The following is a 20,471-nucleotide window of genomic DNA, read 5'->3' as shown; positions in this document are numbered from 1 at the left end:
AAGTTAACAAGGAAGTTCACACCATCTTTTACGCATTTTGAAGGTGACGGCTGACAAAATCATCTAGATCAAACGGAAAAGAAAAGCCGCAGGCATTGACCTGCTCACGGTTCCGCTCGAATAGCTCACGATCACGTTTGGTGATATGACGTTTCGGTTTTACAATTATGGTATGTAATAGCTGAAGTCCCGATAAAATACGAAAAGCATCATCCATCGTCCCATTATATACTCCATCAATAAAAGTAAGGGGACGGTCTTTTTGACGCTTATTCAGCTGCTGTCCATTGACAGCATGAGAAAGAAGATCTTCAACTTCCTTTGATATTTCTTCAATTGCCTGCTCTTGCAGGTCTGTAGCAGCTTTCATTAATCTCACGTGACATCTACCTCTCTGTCGTTATTTCTCCATTCAGAATAGCACAGAAAAAAAGGCGTTCGCCAAGGTAAGTGTTTCCTATATATACCCATAGAGAGGAACGGATATCATGATCATAAAAGGGCACACGCTCTCACTCAAAGTAGATGAGCAGTATCATCATCACACATCACTCAGTCATTTTTTAAAGACAGCCGTATCTGCATCAAAACCAATTATTCATTTTTGGATGGAGCATCAAAAAGTCCGTTTAAATCAAAAGCCTGCCCATCACGCGGCTAAAGTCAGTCAAGGCGACCAGATCATCATTGATTTATTTGAAACAGAAGAAAGTGATGTGACACCGGAATACGGTGAATTAGAGGTACTCTTCGAAGACGAGCATTTATTAATTGTGCAAAAACCTGCCGGACGACCAACTCATCCGAATGAACAAGGACAAACAGGCACACTGGCAAATCTTGTGGCGTTCCATTTTCAAGCAAATGGAGAAGAAAAGCGGGTAAGACATATCCACAGACTTGATCAAGACACAAGCGGCACCGTCATATTTGCAAAGCATAGATTAGCCCATGCGGCTCTTGATCAAATGCTTTCTAAAAAAACAATCAAACGTACATACATCGCCATCGCAGAGGGACTTTTCAAAAAAAAGAAAGGCACCATTGATGCAGCGATCGGCCGTGACAAACACCATGCAGTCAGACGAAGAATCTCCCCTACTGGACAAAAAGCTGTGACTCATTTTCAGGTCATGGACATGAATAAACGTCTGCAAATGACAGCCGTTAAACTGCAATTAGAGACGGGTAGAACGCATCAAATTCGTGTCCACCTTAGCAGTCTCGGGCATCCACTAGCTGGGGATACTTTATATGACGGAGTTCATGATTACATCAACAGGTGTGCTCTTCACGCCAAGCAAGTAGACATGAAACATCCTTTTACAGGCGAGCATCTGATCATAGAAGCACCTCTACCACCTGATATGGACCAGCTCATGAGTCAAATCATCCATTAACAAAAGAGCCTGCTTTCATACGCAGGCTCTTTTTCTTTATTCAGACACTCTTTTTGCATAAATAATATACCGCTCTGGCGCATTGCCGACGAAATGAAAAGGATAGCATGTGGTTAATATCAGCTCTTCCTTTTCATTCTGCAACGTAATGATAGATGTATCATGCTGATCGACAATTTTTGTATGTGTGATTTCATATATAAATTCACCATACGGCACAGTGATTTTCAGTTGATCTCCAATATCCAACTCGCCTGTCCGGCGAAACACCGTGTCACGATGGCCAGAAAGGACGATTTGTCCATTTTGATCCGGATAATAACTGTCTTTGTAGTGTCCTACTCCCTTTGCAAGGTCATCCGCATCCGTCCCTTCGACAATGGGAAGGTCTGCTTTTAATTTTGGAATCGTCAGGATGCCAGAGGCTTTCCCCATTTCAGGAGCAAAATGCTTCTTGGACATCCCTTGATCGTCCGCCACGACCTTCTTCGCTTCGTCTAATGATTGGGCTGTTTGAAGATGAGTCGATGCGATTTGCCAAATTCCCCAGCCGAGCAGCACAATCCCAGCTGTCATCACAGTCAGTGCAAGCCACTTTTTCATGCTTAAACTCCTTTGCTTGTTCCATTTCTCTTAGATGATACGCTCTTTAGCTTGCTGCTTTTTCTTCTTGTTTTGCTTTTTGAATTCGTCCCTCTTTTTGATACACAATGGAAGCTCCCTCAAAGCTTTTCACAAAATCGACAGTCGCTTCTAAGTCTTCTGGGCCTGTTTCAGGGTTTTGCCCCAGCCTGCCTATTGGTGCATATTTACTGCCAGTTGCAGTTGCCATGAAGTTATTCACAGTGAGTGTATACGTTTGATCAAGGGCTACGGCTGAACCGTCTGGCAGCTTCAAGTCGACTACTTTATATGTTACCGGATCATAGGAATATGAAAAGCCCGAAATGCTATAATCTGGTCCAAATTGTGGAGAAATTTGTGCTTCTATTATCTCTACTAAGTCTTTTCCCGTGATTTCTAGTTTGACTAAAACGTTGCCAAATGGCTGAATATTAAAGAGATCTCCCCACGTTATCGGCCCTTTTTCAAGGTTTTGCCTAATGCCGCCTCCATTCATCATGGCAAAGTCACTTTTCATTGAATATCTCATACCATCCGCAATCAAATTACCGAGCGGCGTGTCTCCATCATTTGAATAGCCGCCTTCCATTTTGACCCCGGCTTCTCCAACAACCTCACTAATTATCGGCTCCACTTCTTTCCCGTAATGAGCCAAGATGTCTGCTGCTTCCTTGTCCTTTTCTATACCAGCTTGATCTATATACTGGATTTTCGCACTCTTTTTGACGATATCCTTCGATTTACGGTCAAGTGTCACATTGACTTGGCCAATCGCCTTTCCATATTCAAAGGCTTGCACAATTAATTTTCCATTGACCTCTCCATTGACCACTTCGTGATTATGCCCTGCAAAGATGACATCAATTTCATCATCACCTTCTTTGGCAAGCTTTGCACTCTCTCCAGTGATTGTATCTCCATTTTGAGAGGCTGTCATATGAGCTAAAACCGCTATAGCTTTAATTCCTTTTTGTTTTAATTCCTTCGTGGCTTCATTCACGGCTTTGACTTCATCTGTAAACTGAATGTCTTTAATCCCTTCTGGCATGACCATTCCTGCGGCTGACTTGGTCACAACACCGATAAATGCGACAGGGATTCCTTCGACATCGATGATTTCATAAGCCGGTAAAAGCGGTTTGCCTGTATCCTTGTATTCACAGTTCGCACAAACGAGCGGAAAGTTCTGTCCGTCATACCCCTCTGTGCCTTTAGGATGTTCTCCGCCATTTAAGATACGCAATAGCTCGTCGACCCCTTCATCGAATTCATGGTTGCCGACCGTGCCCACATCAAAGCCAATGTTCTCCATGAGTTCAACGGTTGGTTCATCCTGCAGAAGAGAAGATATAGGAGAGCTCCCGCCAATCATATCTCCAGCATGGAGACCGTAATCGTATTTTTGTGTGCTGCTTGTTTTTGCTTCATATAGGCCGCGACATAATCCATTCGTCCGTACATGCCTTTACTGCCATCACCTTTGAGATCCAGCTCGTATTCTTGATCAATTTTACCGTGTAAATCATTCATACTTAAAATCGTTAACGGTACTTCACTCGCATCCTTTGCCGGCTGATAGCCAGCCTGCTCTGCTTCTTCTTTGGAAGCAAAAAAGATCCGTTTATCCACATTGATTTCTTTCCATTTGTCAGGGGACACGTAGGTTTTCACAGCTGAGTCACCAACATAGCGTGTCAGTCCTTTTTTCTGTTCTCTTGCTCTAAATTCAAACGGCTGTTCCATCAGAGGATCCGCTTCGTTCCATATGCCCAGTCCTTTTTCTTTTGCTTCTTTTACTGCTTTTTGAAACGTATGATAGTCCTTTTCATCTCCAACTGGCCAGATGAAATAAGTAGGGGCATATCCTTTTTTTACTAGCTCTAGATTTGTATTTAGCCCTTTTTTGGTCTTCACTTGAGCTAAAAGACGTCCATAGCTGTCCTTCGCTTCAGGACCAATCTTTAATGTGACTTGGTCACCGCTTGAAAGAAGTGTTTTTAAATAGTCAGTCGCCTGCTGTCCAAAACGCAATTGGTTTTGGTCTAATTCATTTTTTGGCTTATGATACGTTTCCGGCGTGTCCATATTCACAAAACGCACCTTTGTTGTACCAAGAACAGGCTTCTTTAGATGAATCGTATCTCCATCCACCACACGGTCAACTGTTGCTTTGTATTCCTTCTTAATCTTTGGCGGCTTTGGCTGGCGTTTCAGCAGTTTGATATCATCCTTATATCTTGGAAGCACCTGCAGCGTATCATACCTGCTTAACACCCCTGTAAACTCGTACCATTTCCCTGTCTTTACTTTATCAATAGCATTTGTATCGACCATCACTCTCAGGATGGTGCTGTGGTATTTTTTATCAATGATCACCACATTGTATCCACCGCCAGCCGGCTGCGCTGGTTTTGCCTCAACATAGCCTTTAATCTTCACTAGTCTTCCTTCATGTTTACCGGCTTGATCCGTTTCTAGTTGTTTAACGGACACTCGCTTCGCCTTTGGCAAAGTTTGATTCACAGCATCTATCTTCAGGCGGCCTTGATCTGGCACAATTTCAATCATTCCTTTATAAGACGTGATCTTACCAGTCACTGTCACCTTCATGCCTGCTTTTAGTTCCGGGAAGTTATTGGGCTGCGCTGAATAAATATTGATTCCAGCTGATTTGTCTTGAATGTATGTGGACAATTTCCCATTGCCTACAGCGGATTGATCTGCTGTCACAATTCCGCTCACCGTCACGGTCTCTCCTATTAGCTGACGGGCTTTTTTGATCTGCACGATCTTTTTTTGCTTCCACACCATTTCCTTCTTTTCAGATGCACTGACCTCGCCTCCTGTGATCATGCCAGGCAGTAAGGATTGCAAACTAAAGATCATCAAAACCAAACAACAAATCATTCGAATAGATAGCATTCGTTTCATTAGACCTCTCCCCTTTGCGCTTCATCTCTCATAGTGTACAAAGTAAATATTGATGTTGAATGGATTTCATGTAAAACTTGTCTTTTTAACTCATCGGAAAGGTAATAATCACACGTGTTCCCTCAAAGCTTTTACTTTCAAAACGAATGGTGCCGCCATGGCTTTCAATGATTTTAATGGTCATCATTAAACCAAGGCCTGTCCCCTTTTCTTTTGTAGTATAAAAAGGTTCACCGAGCTTCCCTATTTCGTCCTCTGGTATTCCCTTTCCTTGGTCTTCAAATATCAACATCATTTGATGATCTTTCATGAGAGAGGTCACCTTGATGACACCTGTCACACCATCCATTGCTTCAATTCCGTTTTTAAGGATGTTCAGGAAGACTTGTTTCAGTTCATTCGGAATGCCTTGAATATTAGGAAGCGACGGAGACAGATTTTTCTGAATGGACACGCCTTTTAAGACCGCCTGGGATTCAACGACCATGATCACTTCTTCGAGCAGAATATTGACGTGTACCGGTTCAAATTTCACCGATTTGCTTCTAGAAAGAACGAGGAATTCATTAATAATCGACTCGAGCCGATTAAACTCTGACATCATCACATCTGCATAATCTTTCTGATACTTCTTACTTTGAATCATCAACTGTAAAAATCCTTTTAATGATGTCAGCGGGTTTCGTATCTCATGAGCGATGCCTGCTGCAAGCTGTCCTACTGCCGACAGCATCTCTGATTTCATCAGCATTTTCTCTGACTGCTTTTGATTGGTGATATCCTCTGAAATCCGCATCACGGTTGACTGCATTTTGTCAGGATCATCGATGCGGTGTAAGGAGACTCTCTCCCACCGTTCACGTCCAGATAAATCCTGAAAGTACAGCTCACCTGTCCAGCTGCCCTCTCTTAAACAAACCTTCCATTGCTTCTCTAAATCATCACATTGACATAGCGAATGGTAGACAGAAAAAATATCTTTGCCGATCAGGTCATATTCATGCTGCTGGACAAACTGACAGAAACGCTGATTCACGCACTGGATAACCCCTTCCTCCGTTGCAACAACAATATGAATATGGCTGTTATCAAGCGCCGTCACCGCTAGATGAAGCGACTGCTTGATTTTCGTTACTTCGGTCATTTTAATCCAAGTCATCACCGCTCCTTCATGCTCTTGATCGAAGATAGGTGTGATGTGAACGGTGAATTGCTCTCCTTCGTTCGTTTCAATTTCACGTTCGATCGCGCGCCTATCCGATATGACGGATTGGATATCATGATAAAGCGTTTCCTGCGTAAGTTTTTTAGCCATCGACTGAAAGGATTGCTGATGTCTGATTTTCGCAGAAGTAAATAAAGAGGCAGCTGAAGGAGTGTAATAGCGAATATTCATGTCCCTGTCCACAAACAACGTCGCAAGCTCCGGCTTGACAGAGGGTCTGTACAGTTTCTCTCTTGTCACCCTTAAGTTGTTTATGATATTAATAAAATGCTCGTGTTTTTTCTCAAACTCCTCTAATTGCGTGTGTTTCGCTTTTAATTGAGCCCTTGCCTCCTGCTCCTTTTGTTTGACTTCATTCAGTTCATTTTCTAAATCGACAATACGCTGCTGATAGACTGAATTCTGATCTGACATCACTATGTCCCTGCCGTTCTTTTGATTTTTTCCTCTCTCATTCATTCGAATGAGAATGACGTAAACTCCCTTAAAACGGCGGTCAAAACTTTTCACGGTGAAATCTGCATACTGCTTGCTGCCTTTTTCCGAAATGAGAACATGTTGAGACACAACCTCTGTCTCGTCTGTCCACACCTTTTGAAAGGTTTGACTCAACATCTCTTTCATATAATCAGGTGTTACATATTCACATGCTTGATCTGACACTTCTGTATGGTCTAAAAAAGAATACGCACCATTTGATAATGCCAGGATTTCGTCACTATCGTTGATAATCATACATGCATCATAATCCTCGCTTACTTCTTGCATATATTGTGCGGCTCGCGCTTTCAACTCGATATCACGAGCGTCTGGTGCCCAAGGGACATGTGGTTTAGAAACGTTTGAATGGGTGTAAATGTTCCATTTTTCATTGAACAAATGAAACAAACGAGGGATATTGGGTACAGTTTCATTTGGCCCTAATATCAACATCCCTTGATCTTTTAAAGCATATTGGAATCGGGACAATATTCGTTTTTGCACTTCAGGCTGGAAGTACATCAGAACATTTCGGCAGCTGATAAAATCGAGGTGGATAAAAGGTGAATCGATCAATAAATTGTGAGGTGCAAAGACAATATGTTTTCTAAGCGACTGCTTCACAATAAAAGCGTCACCTTTCCTTTCGAAATATCGCGCCCTCCATTTTTCCGGCATCCTTGCCATAGACTCTACTGAGTAAAGACCTTTACTAGCTGTTTGAATGGCTTTCCGGTTGATATCTGTTGCAAATACTTGAAGTTCGATGGTCACTTGTCTTCGCTTCATTTCTTCTAAAAATAAGATCGTAAAAGAATAGGCCTCCTCTCCTGTCGAACATCCCGCAATCCAAATACGGCATCGAGATTTCCCGTTTTTCACCGCATTTTCAATGATCGACGGAATGATCTGATGTTCACATACACGAAAAGCCTCCATATCCCTAAAAAAAGACGTCATGCCGCTTAAAAGCTGTGCGTGCAGGCGATCAAGCTCATCTGGTTCTCTTTCTAATAAGCAGTCGTACTCTGATAATAATGAAATCCGTTTTTTTGCAATCCTCATTCGTTTTTGAATGACAGATAGCAGCCTTTTCTTTTGATAGGTTGAAAAGGCAATGCCTTTATACATTTCAAGACGTTCAATAATTCTCAGTAAAACAGGATCTGCCTCATCGACATGCGGGACGTTGATGATATTGGCGATATATGCCGCAAGGGTTGAAGGGTCTTTGAATGTTTGTTGATACAAGGTGTCAAAACCACTTTCTACCTCACTGCACGATAAAGCTGTACCGCCTTGCTCAACCAACTGAAGCAAGCCACTTCCCACACAATGGCCTTTTTGAAAGAAAATCGCAAAAGCCTCTTCCTTTTGAACGCTGGCAAGAGACTGAAAAAGCAAGTCCACAGAGCAAGCCATGCACGCCGGCAGCTGCTCTGATAGGTGCAGCCGCTGATCTTCTGTTAACGTCACAACCGCATGCTGTGGACAAAAATAAATCGTCTTCTTCATGACTTTCTCACCATGTTTAATCGTTTTTGCCCGGTAGCCAATCGGTAAAACAAGTGCTTCCAAATCAGTTATACAATCGTCCGTCACATGATTTTGCACAACAATAAAAGAGGCATTTAATTCATGTGGAAATGATTGAAAAAAAGCCTCAAGATGATGCTGTTCAAACGGTGAAACACCGATGCCAATCACTGGTGCCTGCACATGTTCGTCTTCTATCAAACGATTAATGATTTTGTCCTGCATCTGGTACCCCCATGTTCATTCGTCTGATACTTTTTTTCGACAAAAAGGAAGAAAACCCTCTAATTGTAAATAATGTTTTTGCATGAAAGAAGGAAAACATCCTCACATTAAAACAGATTGTATAAACAGAAGGAGGAATCTCAATGCAAAACGATCAGCAACCAATGTTTCAAGGAAGCGCTCCCCAGCCCGAGCTCAATCATGGCGGACATGAGTTATTCGATTTACATGAAATTTTAGCCGGCACGATTAATATTTTGGATCAGTATATGATCCTGCGGCAGTTTATTCAGGATCCTGCATTATCCGACATCTTGGATCGACAATACCAATTCGTTTTATCACAGTACAATGTCACTGTAGATTGTTTTTCTACTGGACAAAAGCCTAGTGAAGAAACCGCTACTTATATGATGAAAGAGCACACACAAGTGACGTACGGGATCAAGCCTTCTCAGCCGAAGAAGCCGAATCAGTCATTACAAGATGTAAAAGACTTGGGCATCACAGGGCATATGCTCAGCCTGGTCAAATCACATGCTGGATTACTTTCCATGTCTGCATTAGAAGTAACAAATCCAGTTGTCAGACGTGTGCTTGCTGCGCAAATCCCGAACTTTATTGAAATGGCGTATGAAATTTTCTTGTATCAAAACAAGCATGGCTACTATCAAGTTCCCCAGCTTTCCAGACAAGACATGACGGCCATGACATCAGCTTTCGCACCGCTTCAAGGGCAGGTTCAAATGCCGCCAAGTAAAGCCAATCAGCAAAAACCCCTTCATTAAAAAAACGGCTGACCCTTTTCTCTGGTCAGCCGTTTTTTCTTTGATACATCTTGTTAAACTGATCTTCAAAATCTGCGAGCCGCTCCCCTGTCGCCTGTTCAAAGCCTTTAGCAAATTGACCTGTTTTCGCCGTTTCCTGCATGATCTCATGTATGATATCTCGTCCGTAAAGCTGAACCAGCTCATAGATCATATAATAGCTTTGCAAATAAACATCTGTCTCATACGTCATCCGGGAGTCCTGCCAATCTTGATCGGAATGAAGAGATTGAAAGGGAATGACGTCGAACCGTTCAGACGTGGCATTTAACACGTCATAGGCCGTCCATTCTGCTGTTCCTTCATGGAACCAAAGCGGAAAGATCACTGGAGACACTTCATAAGAATGAACTTTTTCATAGAAAACAAAGTGAGCATATTCATGAATAAATAACGTGTTGAAAAAGTATAAAGGCAGTGTCTCTTTCTTCAATAATGCTTCCCGTTTATCTGGATATAACCCAATCATTTGATCATGATCGGAGTAAAAACCCGTAATATGCTTGATTCCGGCAAATTGCTCGATCGTCTCTTTATCATCAAAATAAATAATGTCTAAAGGTTTGTCAGTTTCAAACTGAAACACTGACGCTGTCCTCTTCTTTGCCTGATCCATGGCCTCGATTGTCAGGTCAACAAAAGCGTCCTCTTCCTCTGCATAGTATATTCTAATATGTTCATAAACTTGCTTATTGAGTCCCTCCGTTAATATGGTTTTAGGAGAAGACTGCTGCTCTAAATATTGTCCTGTCAGCTGAAACGCAACATAAATCAAGTACGCGGTGAAAGCATAAAAAATGAGACCTGCTGCAATCATTCCGCCTACAAGCTTTTTATGAATCAATGACGGCTTGGCTTTCATTTGCTCCCCACCTGAATTCATCCTGCAGCCTCTTTCTCTTTCTATGAAGAAACAAAGATCAACAAGAGGTGATATATTTTTTACTTTATGCAGTCAGGTGTGCAAGGTGCGGTTCCAAACAAAAAAGCCGCATATGACATACGGCTTTTGTCGTAGCTATTTTGATTCAGGGAAGACACGCCGAACCGTTTCAGTAAATTCATCGAAAAATCCTGAAATTGGCTCTCCGCTTCTAATACGTTTTCCGTATCCTTCCATACGATCGATAAAGTCTGGATTCGCAGATACATACACGTTGTCGATTTGTTGATCCGTTGATTTGACTTTGTCTGAAATTTTCTTTTTCAGATCGTCCGTCACATTACCGCTTTTATCGCCTTCAAGCATAACGGCAACAAATGCATTTTTTCCTGTGACAAGCACGTTCGCTGTTTTCACTTCAGACATGTTGGCTACAAGCTCTGACGCTTTATCTGCCACTTTGACCTTCTGAGGTGTTTGAACATTTGGTTCGTCCTGTCTCATATTGTCATTCTTATATGTGACATTTTCATACTGTCGTTTCATTGTTCCTCTTCGCTCATCGCCCTGGTTGTTCATGCCACATCCAGTGGTGATCAATGTTGGAACGAGTAGTAAAGATAGCATCCATTTCTTATTCATCAATTATTCCCTCCTTTTGCTCATAGGTTTTTCATCCAGCCGGCTTTTTATGCACACATTTCTATTTCATAAAATGAATTCATAATTCAGCCTGCTTTGGTCATCCTAAACATGATGAAGAAGTATCATCATGATCAAATGGAGGGATTCGTTTGTTTAAGAAAAGAAAAGGCATGAGCACTGGCGCAATGATTGCAGTATCAACAGCCATCATTGCATTATTTTCTCCGGTTTTACGAAGAAGGCTGAAAAGCATGACGCAAATGAATATGTCTTCAATGATGAAAGGAAAAAGCCATCAGCACCATGACTCATCTCGTCACGAGTCACACGCACAGAATGAATCAAAGGGAACTGCGGAAATCGGACAAATGATGAAGCAGGCATTCACTGCTGTACAGCCAAATCATACGAATCAGCACCAATCGACATCAAGAAATCATCAGCCAAGAGAGTCTTATGCACAGTCTCTCCATATTGATGAAAGTGTCATGAATGTGATGGATGATGAATCAATCCAGCAAGTAATCAATGACATCGAGCACAAATAAGAAAACAGGAGCCTTCATAAATAGAGGCTCCTGTTTATTCTCCTGAAAAATGTTCTTTCACCATCACAGAGAAGAAAGGTAAAAAGGTGATTTCAACTGTTGTGATAAAATCGTCATAAGCTTCTACTATGATTAAGAGCTCTTTCTCGTTTGGCCGGTCCTTTTTTATCTCTACATGCTGCACGGTTTTAAAATCATACATGCCTAAAACGAATGCGTCTTTTTTTCGAACAGCCTTTAACGTAAATTCTTGATTACCAAGGTACATCGTGACAACGAAGCGCTCGTCTTGATTCTCAAATCGAAATGTCAGGTTTTAATATTCAATAGGCATACCTCTCTCGAACCTTTCATCAGGCTCCGTTTCAAAAAAAGAAAGCCAGTCCGTTTCATCTGGGAAGCGTTTTCCTCTCATGTGTTTCGATCCCCTCATAAGTGAAATTTTTATTAATTATCCTTTTTCCCCTTTTCTTTTGCAACAAATTTTAGTAATTTTAAAAAGGTGATTTTATTTTGCTAAGAGACCTCTTTATTAATTTAACAATTCTTGTCACTTTCCATTATTTATTTATGCTTGTGTTTAAAGAGAATTTTCTGAAGAAAGAAGATACCCTGCTCAGACAGCTATGCAAAGGCATTCTTTCTGGATTACTCGGTGTCCTTTTAATGTTCTTCTCTATCAAAGCAGGTCCAGCCATCATCGATTTAAGACATATCCCCCTTATTTTAACGGCCTTTTATGGAGGCATCGTCCAAACCATCATTGCAGCCTGTGTTGTGATTATTGGTCGATTATTAATTGATGCCAACGTCGGTTCTTTCATCAATATTTTTTCCATGATGATCATTGCAACAGCCTCTTTTTTAATTGCTGAGCGCCATATGAATCAAGTTGCGAAAATGCTTTTGTCCATTACGATCAGCAATGTGATTGCAACTTTTTTGTTTATTACGATTGCACATGAGACCTCTATTGAAGTCCATTCTGCCTATTGGATGTTCTCATATGTTGCAGGACTGTTTAACTTTTACGTCATTGAGCATCAAACAAAAGCATATCAGCTGTTAAATTTGTATAAATTCCAAGCTCATTATGACTTTTTAACAGGTGTTTTAAATAAACGGAAGTTCGATGAGGTCTTAAGTGATGCTTTTTCTTTGAAATTTAAGCAGCCTATCCATCAAATGTCCCTTATTTACTTAGACATCGATTACTTCAAATCCATCAATGACCAATATGGACATCATGAGGGAGATATGGTTTTAAAAGAAATCGGAAAAAGGTTGATGAAAAACACAAGAAGCTCTGATTATATTGGCCGGATCGGCGGTGAGGAATTTGCTGTCCTTCTACCAAATTGTACAGTTGAAAAAACATGGCAGATTGCAGAACGCTTACGGAGAAAAATAGCAGATCAGCCAATTTATTTACAAAATGGCATGTCCATTCATATCACAGTATCACTTGGGTGTGCTTATTACCCCGGAACAAGTGCAGACATCAAACAATTACCGATTATGGCTGATCAGGAGCTCTATAAAGCGAAGCAGTCTGGCCGAAATCAAGTGAGCTTCTCAGAGAGAAAAAGAGGCCAATTAATATAGGCTTTTTCCTCAATTTGTTAGCGCTAATTATTTTTAAAAAAGTTTTCGTATAACAGTTGTTTTTTCCCGCAAACACTGGTAAAGTAAAGGTAATTATTTTTGTTCGTATCATCTTTAAGAAGAAAGTTTTGAAAGAGTTTTCGTCTTTGAAGTTTGTGTAAGAGCAAGAATAGTGAATTTAAGCGTTAAGATCGCTTTAGGAGGAAATTTCATGTTAGAAGGTAAAGTAAAATGGTTCAACTCTGAAAAAGGTTTCGGATTCATCGAAGTAGAAGGTCAAGACGATGTATTCGTTCACTTCTCTGCTATCCAAGGCGAAGGCTTCAAAACTTTAGAAGAAGGTCAAGCAGTTTCTTTCGAAATCGTTGAAGGTAACCGTGGACCACAAGCTGCTAACGTTAACAAAGCGTAATTTAAGAGCATCTGCTCTTTAGCACTTTATAGAGTGAAGGAAAACCGTCCGGCTTCTGCCGGCGGTTTTTTTGTGCCATAATAAAAAAGAGAACCTGACGAGAGGTTCTCTTTTTTATTTGTCCTTCTGCTTTAGCTTCTGTAAAGCAGAACGATACATATCATCATTCATTTTTGTCTCTGGTTCTTCTTCTTTGACAGGTGGTTCTGGCTGCTTAAACTTTTGAAGCGCCTGTCTATAAAAATCATCGCCAGACACTCGTTCATCCGTTTGAGAAGGCTTTGACGCTTCCTCTTCTTCTTCAGGCTCTACAGGTCTCGCCGCAACTTCTGACTCGCTGTGCGGCACGTCAGGCTGATTGGGCACATCTTCTTTGATCTCTTTCTTCTCGACCGAAGCGTGTCTGACATTGAACGCTACTAATCCGATAATGACTAGAACAGCAGCTACTAACGCTACAATAATCGTCGCCAAAAGAACCCTCTCCTTATCGCTTAAATGACGCAGTGACTGATGCTACACGTCTTCCTAATGCTTTGCCGAGTTCAATGCCTTCTGTAGAAATCACTTCATCAGAATCAATCGGACAAGTCACACCTGCTCCATAGTAAGAGCCGTATAAAGCATTCTCTGGCACATTTCCAGGAAGGCCAACGACAAGCATCCCTTGATGGAACATTGGTGTAATCAAATTATGCATCGTCATTTCTAAACCGCCGTGCGTTGTAGCAGTTGTACAGAAAACGGCACCGACTTTATCGATCAGTTTTCCCTCTGCCCATAGGTAGCCAAGACGGTCAATCCATGTCTTTAACCCAGAACTAATGGTACCAAAGTGACCAGGGCAGCCCCAAATGATCGCATCCATTTGATCCAGCTTGCGAATATCCGCATCTTTCACGTGATCGACGAATACTTCAGCCTGCTCTGTTTCACCTGCGCCTGCTGCAATTGCTTCTGCCAGTGCTTTTGTATGGTCACCTTCACTATCGTATACGACATAAATTTTCATGTACGGTCCCTCCACACTTATCTTGCATCTTGGTTTGCTTCCTTAGGTGCTGGAAGCAGTGTCATTTCTTGTTTTTTATGCTGCTGATCTTTTCGCTTTTTATCCTTACGTACATCACGCAGGAACAAGCTGAGAATGACACCAGCGGCACAGAATAACGTTACCCACATGTAAGCATCATTGATGCCCATTACGTTTGAATCGACCTGTGCTTTCGTAAAGAGCTGGGTAGATACATACTTTTGAGCAGCTTCAGCTGTCATGCCCATATGATGCATCACATTCGACACAGCCGCCTGGAATGAATTCATAAAGAACGGGTCCGCTGTATTTGTTTGATCCGCCATATTGGAATAATGGAATGTTGTCCGATTCGTATAAATCGTTGTGATCAAACTCGTACCGATCGAACCGCTTATTTGTCTTAATGTATTAGACATCGCTGTACCATGGCTGTTTAAGTGCTGTGGTAATTGGTTCATCCCAGCTGTCATCACCGGCATCATCAAGAGTGACATACCGAATGCACGAACTGCATACATGAGCACAATGTGACTATATGATGTATCAATGGTCAGCCTTGTAAACTCGAATGTGGTGACAACGGTAATGAGCATCCCCACAATCGCAAGCGGACGAGGTCCAAATTTATCAAACAAAATCCCTGAAATCGGGGACATAATCAGCATCGCAAGTGCCCCTGGAAGCATTAATAGCCCGGATTGCAATGCCGTAAACCCAACGAGGTTCTGCAGATAAATCGGAAGTAAGAACATCCCAGTGTATAAGGCAACTGTAATAATAATATTAATGACACTTGATAATGAGAAGATGCTGTATTTAAACACGCGGAAATCAAGCATCGGATTATCAGCTTTCAGCTGTTGGAAAATAAAGAGAATGATCGCAATCGCACCAACAATAATCGTCGATAAGACGATCGGATCTGTCCAGCCATCACTTCCCGCTTCACTCACTCCGTATAGAAGCGAAGCAAAACCAACGATGGAAAGAATCGCACCAAGGCTGTCCAGCTTGATTTTTTTAGGCTCTACAATATTTCTAAACATAAAGAAAGCCGCGATAATGACAATCGCTCCGATTGGTACTAGTCCATAAAACATAATACGCCAAGAATAATGTTCAATAATATAACCAGATAATGTTGGTCCTACCGCAGGAGCAAACATCATCGCAAGACCGAAAATCCCCATTCCTTTCCCTCTGTTTTCCGGAGGGAAAATAAAAAGGATTGTTGTCATCACGAGCGGCTGCAGGATACCGCCGCCGATTGCCTGAATCAAACGACCGATGAGCATCGTTGAAAAGTTCGGCGCAATCCCGCAAATAAAGGTCCCTAGTGTAAACGAGATCATGGCGACTAGAAATAAGCTGCGCTGTCCAAAGCGTGTGATTAAAAACGCAGATAACGGAATCAGCACACCGTTGACAAGCATATAACCTGTTGTAAGCCACTGAATCGTCGTTGCACTCACATTAAATTCAGTCATTAAATGGGGCATGGCTACGTTCAGAAGCGTTTGGTTCAAAATCGCTACGAACAAGCCGGCCATTAAAATGATCAGTAAAGACAAGGAGCCTGCTCCCTGTTTTGTTGCTGCAGGTTGATTTGCCATCTCAGACAACCTCCTTTCATTTTTTGATATCAAACATCATTAAGATGAAATTTTGACAGAAGCATTCATACCAGGAAGTACTTTGTCTGATGGATTTTTAATTGAAATTTTCACTGCTACTTTTTGTGTGACTTTTGTATAGTTACCACTTGAATTTGTTGCTGGCAGCATATTGAATGTTGAGTTTGTCGCATAACCAATTTGTTCAACTGTTCCTTCAAATGTTGTATCAGGATCACCATCTACCACGATGTCGACTTTGTCGCCTTTTTCAATGCTTTTAATATCTGTTTCTTTGATATTCGCTGTGATGTAAAGCTTGCTTAAATCAATGGTTTCACCAAGAACCGTACCAGGCTGCACTTGTTGATTGTTTTGTACTTCTTTTTTGACTAATGTGCCATCAGCCACTGATTTAATGTTTGTTTTTGTTTCTCCTTCAACTTTTGCAACTGTGCTGTCTTTTTGCACTTCGTCACCTTCATTGATATCCCAGCCTTTGATTTGTCCAGCTGCTGGTGCTGTGATTTGATACATGTCACCTGTCACTTTCGCCTCGTCAGTTTTGACAAAATTTGTGCTTTCGTAGTAGTAATAAGCACCTCCGGCAATAATGGCAAGAATCACAATAAGGCCAATAATGTTCGTTAGCAATAAACGCCCTCTGTTCATGTTTTGTTTCTCCTTTCATGTATAAAAATATAGTGTCATCTGCTTTAGCAAACTTAGAATGCCCATCATCTGACAGAATATGAAACAAGCTCATAAAGCTGTTATTTCTCCTTCATCTACCCCGCCTGAAAAATGGTGTGCAGCCCATTTATACTTATTGTTCACTCATGAGCAAAGAGTAGAAAAAGAAGAAAAGACGATCGGCATCTTTTTTGAAAAACTTATATTTAACAAGATTAAATATTAATAAATGAAAATTGAAATGTCAAAGAGAAAGTTTTACTTTTTTTCTGGTGATCCCTTCCTTCTCCATACAAAAAACCCTTCAGCCCTTATGCTGAAAGGTTTTTTCGAATGTGCTATTTACGAAAGAACTTCTTCCTGCTGAAAAAATTTTTTTAGTGCGAGAAAAACATCTGATTTTTGCTTCAAAATATAATGCTTAAATTTCTCATCCTGTATATGCTTATATGCTGACATTAATGTAGAATGCCGGTTGTATTGATTCACTTCACCATAACAGAATAAGTTGGCTTTTTTCATAATTTCAGAAACAAGCTTCACGCACCGTGCATTGTCTGAGGTCAAATTGTCTCCATCAGAAAAATGAAAAGGATAAATATTATATTGCGACGGCGGGTATCGTTCGTCTATGAGCTCTAGTGCCTTTCGATAGACAGAAGAGCAAATGGTCCCTCCGCTCTCGCCCCGCGAGAAGAAATGCTCTTCATCTACAACCTTCGCCTCCGTATGGTGGGCAATAAATTCAATATCGACCGTCTCATACTTTGTCCGTAAGAAACGTGTCATCCAAAAGAAAAAACTTCTCGCCATATATTTTTCCCAAAGCCCCATACTTCCGCTCGTATCCATCATCGCCAAAACGACGGCTTTCGACTCTGGTTTGGTCACTTCATTCCACGTCTTATATTTGATATCCTCTGGGTAGATTGGATAAAAGGAAGGACTGCCTGTCATCGCATTTCGTTTAAATGCCGACAGCATCGTTCGTTTTTTATGGATATTTCCTGTTAACCCGGTTTTGCGAATATCGTTAAACTCAATTTGCTCGACAATGATGTCGTCAAGCTCCTTTTGTTTAAGGTTTGGCAGCTCTAGCTCCCGAAACAGCGCTTCCTCAAGATCGATTAATGAGACCTCTGCTTCGTAATAATCCTCACCAGCCTGATCTCCAGCGCCCTGCCCCTTTCCTTGCCCTTGCTTACTGTCTGATCCATCGCGCGCGACAATATCTCCAACCTCGCTGTCTCCATCCCCTTGACCCACATGCTTATTTTTATCGTAGTTGTACCGAATTTTATATTCATCTAACGAACGAATTGGAATTTTGACAACATCTTTTCCATTAGACATGATGATGCTTTCTTCTGTGACAAGATCCGGCAAATTATTTTTAATCGCTTCTTTGACTTTTTTCTGATGACGCTGCTGGTCGTCATAGCCTTTTCGATGGAGGGACCAGTCTTCCTGAGATACAATAAACTGACTTTTTTCTTGCCGGGACATCCATCCCCCTCCTCACCTGTTTGCACAATTCTTCTAACCACCGATTCCTTTATCTTATGCTGCTCGTCACCCAAGTTGACGATCATTTCTAAAAAAGACATTACCGGTGCAGGTGCGCCAATAATGCCTCCTTCATTTATTAACGATTCAGAAGACTGCCTACATATTTTAAAAGTTCATTTGCACTTGTTGAATTATAGCCATGTTCATCAATTAATCTAGCCACTACTTCATTGACCTTCTTCAGCTGCTGTTCATCCGGTGTCTTCGTTGACGTCGTAATTTTCACCACATCTTTTAGATCAGCAAACAGCTTCTTCTGAATCGCCTCTCGCAATCTCTCATGAGAATTATAATCAAAGCGTTTGCCCTTTCTCGCATAAGCCGAAATACGAATCAGAATTTCTTCTCTGAATGCCTTTTTGGCGTTTTCAGAAATACCGATCTGCTCCTCAATTGAACGCATAAGCTTTTCATCAGGATTCATTTCTTCACCAGTTAACGGATCACGCAGCTTGTTTTTATTACAGTACGCCTCGACATTATCTAAGTAATTATCCATCAGTGTTTTCGCAGACTCCTCATAGGAATACACAAATGCCTTTTGAACTTCCTTCTTCGCAATATCGTCGTACTCTTTTCGCGCAACAGAAATAAAATTCAAATAACGCTCCCGGTCCTCGCTGGAGATAGACGGATGCTGATCGAGTCCTTCTTTTAAGGATCGAAGGACATCCAGTGCATTGATCGATTCCATATTCTTTCGAATAATAGTGGAGGAAATTCGATTAATCACATACCGCGGGTCAATTCCGCTCATCCCTTCATCATGAAATTCCTTTTTCATCTCATCAATATCAGCAGATTGGAAGCCTTCGACACTCTCTCCGTCATAAAGACGCATTTTTTTCACCAAATCAATATCAGAACGCTTCGGCTCTTTGAGTCTTGTCAAAATGGAGAACATCGCTGCCACCTTCAGCGTATGCGGGGCAATATGGACATCTGCAACATCACTTTCTGAAATCATTTTATGATAAATGCGTTCCTCCTCTGTCACCTTCAAGTTATAAGGAATCGGCATCACAATAATTCTTGAATGCAAGGCCTCGTTCTTTTTATTTGAAATAAACGACCGGTACTCGGTTTCATTCGTATGAGCGACGATCAATTCATCTGCACTAATCAAGGCAAAACGGCCTGCTTTAAAATTTCCTTCCTGCGTTAATGACAGAAGGTGCCATAGAAATTTCTCATCACACTTTAACATCTCCTGAAACTCCATCATCCCTCGGTTTGCTTTATTGAGTTCTCCATCAAAGCGGTAGGCACGGGGATCTGACTCTGATCCAAATTCAGCAATGGTTGAAAAATCAATGCTTCCTGTTAAATCAGCAATGTCCTGAGATTTCGGATCAGATGGACTAAAGGTACCAATGCCAGTTCGTTTATCCTCTGAGAAAAAGATCCGTTCAACCCTTACATCCTCAATTCGTCCGCCATATTCCTCTTCTAGCCTCATCATATTCAGAGGGGACAAATTCCCCTGCACACGAATGCCATATTCTCTATAGAAATCCTCCCGCAGATTTTGCGGAATAAGATGAAGCGGGTCTTCATGCATCGGGCAGCCTTTGATCGCATAGACTGCGCCATGATCTGTCAGTGAATATTCTTCTAGTCCTCTTTTCAGCCTAGTAACAAGCGTAGATTTCCCGCCGCTTACTGGTCCCATCAATAACAAAATACGCTTCCTCACATCGAGCCGCTTGGCAGCAGGGTGAAAATATTCCTCTACTAATCTTTCCAATGATTCCTCTAACCCAAAAAGTTCCTGATCAAAAAATTTGTACGTTCTGACCCCATTCTCCTCTTCAATCCCGCTGTCTTTAATCATATGATAAACGCGAGAATGAGCAGATTGAGCGACAAGTGGATTTTCCTTTATAATGTCTAAATAATCGCTGAATGTGCCTTCCCATTTGAGACGCTGCTCTTCTTCTCTGTGCTGTTCGATTTTCTTTAAAATATCCATATGAACCTCCTCTTTCAAGATTGAAGCAAGTAATCAGATACTGTTTTACAATCTATGCGGAGGCGTCCTATTACATGCTTTCGTTCTTCAAAATGACGAATTGGCAAACTGAATTGACAACCATCCGCAAGACCCTTCATAATAAAGGAAAAACAGGAGAAAAATGATCTTCTTCTCTTGCTTTTCAAGGCGAACTTCACACCATATGAAACAGGCAGCGATAGAAACAAAGGGATAAGGGGGAAGC

General features: G+C 41.4%; 17 protein-coding genes and 1 pseudogene. 5 read left to right on the top strand and 13 right to left on the bottom strand.

Annotation, left to right across the window (positions count from 1 at the left end; all coding sequences use genetic code 11):
- Positions 1 to 28: 28 nt before the first annotated feature.
- On the bottom strand, positions 29 to 379 hold the full coding sequence (locus tag MHH26_RS02495) for a DUF5365 family protein (protein WP_340972167.1): 351 nt from the start codon (positions 377 to 379) through the stop codon (positions 29 to 31).
- A 109-nt stretch (positions 380 to 488) separates the two neighbouring features.
- Here MHH26_RS02495 and MHH26_RS02490 point away from each other — a divergent pair, with 109 nt between their 5' ends.
- Positions 489 to 1,400 carry an RluA family pseudouridine synthase gene (locus tag MHH26_RS02490; protein ID WP_340972164.1) on the top strand — a complete coding sequence of 304 codons (912 nt, stop codon included), beginning with the start codon at positions 489 to 491 and terminating at the stop codon, positions 1,398 to 1,400.
- 36 nt (positions 1,401 to 1,436) lie between these two features.
- Here the strand turns inward: MHH26_RS02490 and MHH26_RS02485 are convergent, their stop codons facing one another.
- From MHH26_RS02485 to MHH26_RS02475, 3 genes and pseudogenes are all read right to left on the bottom strand, one after another.
- A complete protein-coding gene (locus tag MHH26_RS02485; protein ID WP_307499360.1) occupies positions 1,437 to 2,003 on the bottom strand; it encodes a class D sortase in 567 nt (188 codons plus the stop codon).
- Between the two features lie 46 nt (positions 2,004 to 2,049).
- Positions 2,050 to 4,955: pseudogene (locus MHH26_RS02480) on the bottom strand (5'-nucleotidase C-terminal domain-containing protein).
- A gap of 85 nt (positions 4,956 to 5,040) precedes the next feature.
- Complete coding sequence (locus MHH26_RS02475) at positions 5,041 to 8,421, bottom strand: CheR family methyltransferase (RefSeq protein ID WP_307499358.1); 3,381 nt, start codon at positions 8,419 to 8,421, stop codon at positions 5,041 to 5,043.
- 143 nt (positions 8,422 to 8,564) lie between these two features.
- Between MHH26_RS02475 and MHH26_RS02470 the strand changes: the two genes are divergently transcribed.
- Entirely contained in the window at positions 8,565 to 9,209 is a 645-nt protein-coding gene (locus MHH26_RS02470; RefSeq protein WP_012009386.1) for a spore coat protein, read from the top strand.
- Positions 9,210 to 9,234: 25 nt separating this feature from the next.
- Here the strand turns inward: MHH26_RS02470 and MHH26_RS02465 are convergent, their stop codons facing one another.
- Positions 9,235 to 10,110: a hypothetical protein gene (locus MHH26_RS02465; protein ID WP_307500654.1), complete on the bottom strand. Its 876-nt coding sequence runs from the start codon at positions 10,108 to 10,110 to the stop codon at positions 9,235 to 9,237.
- Between the two features lie 156 nt (positions 10,111 to 10,266).
- Positions 10,267 to 10,773: a YhcN/YlaJ family sporulation lipoprotein gene (locus MHH26_RS02460; RefSeq protein WP_034663773.1), complete on the bottom strand. Its 507-nt coding sequence runs from the start codon at positions 10,771 to 10,773 to the stop codon at positions 10,267 to 10,269.
- A gap of 152 nt (positions 10,774 to 10,925) precedes the next feature.
- On the opposite strand from MHH26_RS02460, the gene MHH26_RS02455 reads away from it, so the two are divergent.
- The gene (locus tag MHH26_RS02455; protein WP_034663775.1) at positions 10,926 to 11,324 is read left to right on the top strand and encodes a hypothetical protein; all 399 of its coding nucleotides are present in this window, start codon (positions 10,926 to 10,928) and stop codon (positions 11,322 to 11,324) included.
- Positions 11,325 to 11,358: 34 nt separating this feature from the next.
- Here MHH26_RS02455 and MHH26_RS02450 read toward each other — a convergent pair whose 3' ends face one another.
- Positions 11,359 to 11,592: a hypothetical protein gene (locus MHH26_RS02450; protein ID WP_307499357.1), complete on the bottom strand. Its 234-nt coding sequence runs from the start codon at positions 11,590 to 11,592 to the stop codon at positions 11,359 to 11,361.
- Between the two features lie 245 nt (positions 11,593 to 11,837).
- Between MHH26_RS02450 and MHH26_RS02445 the strand changes: the two genes are divergently transcribed.
- Together MHH26_RS02445 and cspB are read left to right on the top strand one after the other, a co-directional pair.
- Entirely contained in the window at positions 11,838 to 12,929 is a 1,092-nt protein-coding gene (locus tag MHH26_RS02445; RefSeq protein ID WP_340972160.1) for a diguanylate cyclase, read from the top strand.
- Positions 12,930 to 13,140: 211 nt separating this feature from the next.
- Positions 13,141 to 13,341, top strand: a complete 201-nt coding sequence (gene cspB, locus MHH26_RS02440; protein WP_003212277.1) for a cold shock-like protein CspB — start codon at positions 13,141 to 13,143, stop codon at positions 13,339 to 13,341.
- A gap of 114 nt (positions 13,342 to 13,455) precedes the next feature.
- Here cspB and MHH26_RS02435 read toward each other — a convergent pair whose 3' ends face one another.
- The 6 genes from MHH26_RS02435 to MHH26_RS02410 all read right to left on the bottom strand — a co-directional run bounded on the left by MHH26_RS02435 (position 13,456) and on the right by MHH26_RS02410 (position 20,224).
- Positions 13,456 to 13,815, bottom strand: a complete 360-nt coding sequence (locus MHH26_RS02435) for a hypothetical protein (protein ID WP_060595840.1) — start codon at positions 13,813 to 13,815, stop codon at positions 13,456 to 13,458.
- A 13-nt stretch (positions 13,816 to 13,828) separates the two neighbouring features.
- Entirely contained in the window at positions 13,829 to 14,353 is a 525-nt protein-coding gene (locus tag MHH26_RS02430) for a flavodoxin family protein (protein WP_034663787.1), read from the bottom strand.
- A 17-nt stretch (positions 14,354 to 14,370) separates the two neighbouring features.
- Positions 14,371 to 15,990 (bottom strand): DHA2 family efflux MFS transporter permease subunit, encoded by a 1,620-nt coding sequence (locus tag MHH26_RS02425; protein ID WP_034663790.1) that lies wholly within the window; start codon positions 15,988 to 15,990, stop codon positions 14,371 to 14,373.
- Positions 15,991 to 16,029: 39 nt separating this feature from the next.
- Positions 16,030 to 16,662, bottom strand: a complete 633-nt coding sequence (locus MHH26_RS02420; protein ID WP_034663794.1) for an HlyD family efflux transporter periplasmic adaptor subunit — start codon at positions 16,660 to 16,662, stop codon at positions 16,030 to 16,032.
- Between the two features lie 363 nt (positions 16,663 to 17,025).
- The gene (yhbH, locus tag MHH26_RS02415; RefSeq protein WP_106041386.1) at positions 17,026 to 18,189 is read right to left on the bottom strand and encodes a sporulation protein YhbH; all 1,164 of its coding nucleotides are present in this window, start codon (positions 18,187 to 18,189) and stop codon (positions 17,026 to 17,028) included.
- Between the two features lie 139 nt (positions 18,190 to 18,328).
- The gene (locus tag MHH26_RS02410) at positions 18,329 to 20,224 is read right to left on the bottom strand and encodes a PrkA family serine protein kinase (RefSeq protein ID WP_066031120.1); all 1,896 of its coding nucleotides are present in this window, start codon (positions 20,222 to 20,224) and stop codon (positions 18,329 to 18,331) included.
- Positions 20,225 to 20,471 lie beyond the last annotated feature (247 nt).

The sequence above is a fragment of the Bacillus sp. FSL K6-2839 genome, assembly GCF_038003365.1.
GTDB lineage: Bacteria > Bacillota > Bacilli > Bacillales > Bacillaceae > Bacillus.
This window is presented reverse-complemented; position numbering and strand designations above follow the sequence as displayed.

Coding starts and splice junctions, on each gene's coding strand:
- MHH26_RS02450 (WP_307499357.1), bottom strand. CDS start 11,592: ATGTACCTTGGTAATCAAGAATTTACGTTAAAGGCTGTTCGAAAAAAA.
- MHH26_RS02465 (WP_307500654.1), bottom strand. CDS start 10,110: ATGAAAGCCAAGCCGTCATTGATTCATAAAAAGCTTGTAGGCGGAATG.
- MHH26_RS02420 (WP_034663794.1), bottom strand. CDS start 16,662: ATGAACAGAGGGCGTTTATTGCTAACGAACATTATTGGCCTTATTGTG.
- MHH26_RS02475 (WP_307499358.1), bottom strand. CDS start 8,421: ATGCAGGACAAAATCATTAATCGTTTGATAGAAGACGAACATGTGCAG.
- MHH26_RS02470 (WP_012009386.1), top strand. CDS start 8,565: ATGCAAAACGATCAGCAACCAATGTTTCAAGGAAGCGCTCCCCAGCCC.
- MHH26_RS02485 (WP_307499360.1), bottom strand. CDS start 2,003: ATGAAAAAGTGGCTTGCACTGACTGTGATGACAGCTGGGATTGTGCTG.
- MHH26_RS02460 (WP_034663773.1), bottom strand. CDS start 10,773: ATGAATAAGAAATGGATGCTATCTTTACTACTCGTTCCAACATTGATC.
- MHH26_RS02490 (WP_340972164.1), top strand. CDS start 489: ATGATCATAAAAGGGCACACGCTCTCACTCAAAGTAGATGAGCAGTAT.
- cspB (WP_003212277.1), top strand. CDS start 13,141: ATGTTAGAAGGTAAAGTAAAATGGTTCAACTCTGAAAAAGGTTTCGGA.
- MHH26_RS02410 (WP_066031120.1), bottom strand. CDS start 20,224: ATGGATATTTTAAAGAAAATCGAACAGCACAGAGAAGAAGAGCAGCGT.
- MHH26_RS02425 (WP_034663790.1), bottom strand. CDS start 15,990: ATGGCAAATCAACCTGCAGCAACAAAACAGGGAGCAGGCTCCTTGTCT.
- MHH26_RS02430 (WP_034663787.1), bottom strand. CDS start 14,353: ATGAAAATTTATGTCGTATACGATAGTGAAGGTGACCATACAAAAGCA.
- yhbH (WP_106041386.1), bottom strand. CDS start 18,189: ATGTCCCGGCAAGAAAAAAGTCAGTTTATTGTATCTCAGGAAGACTGG.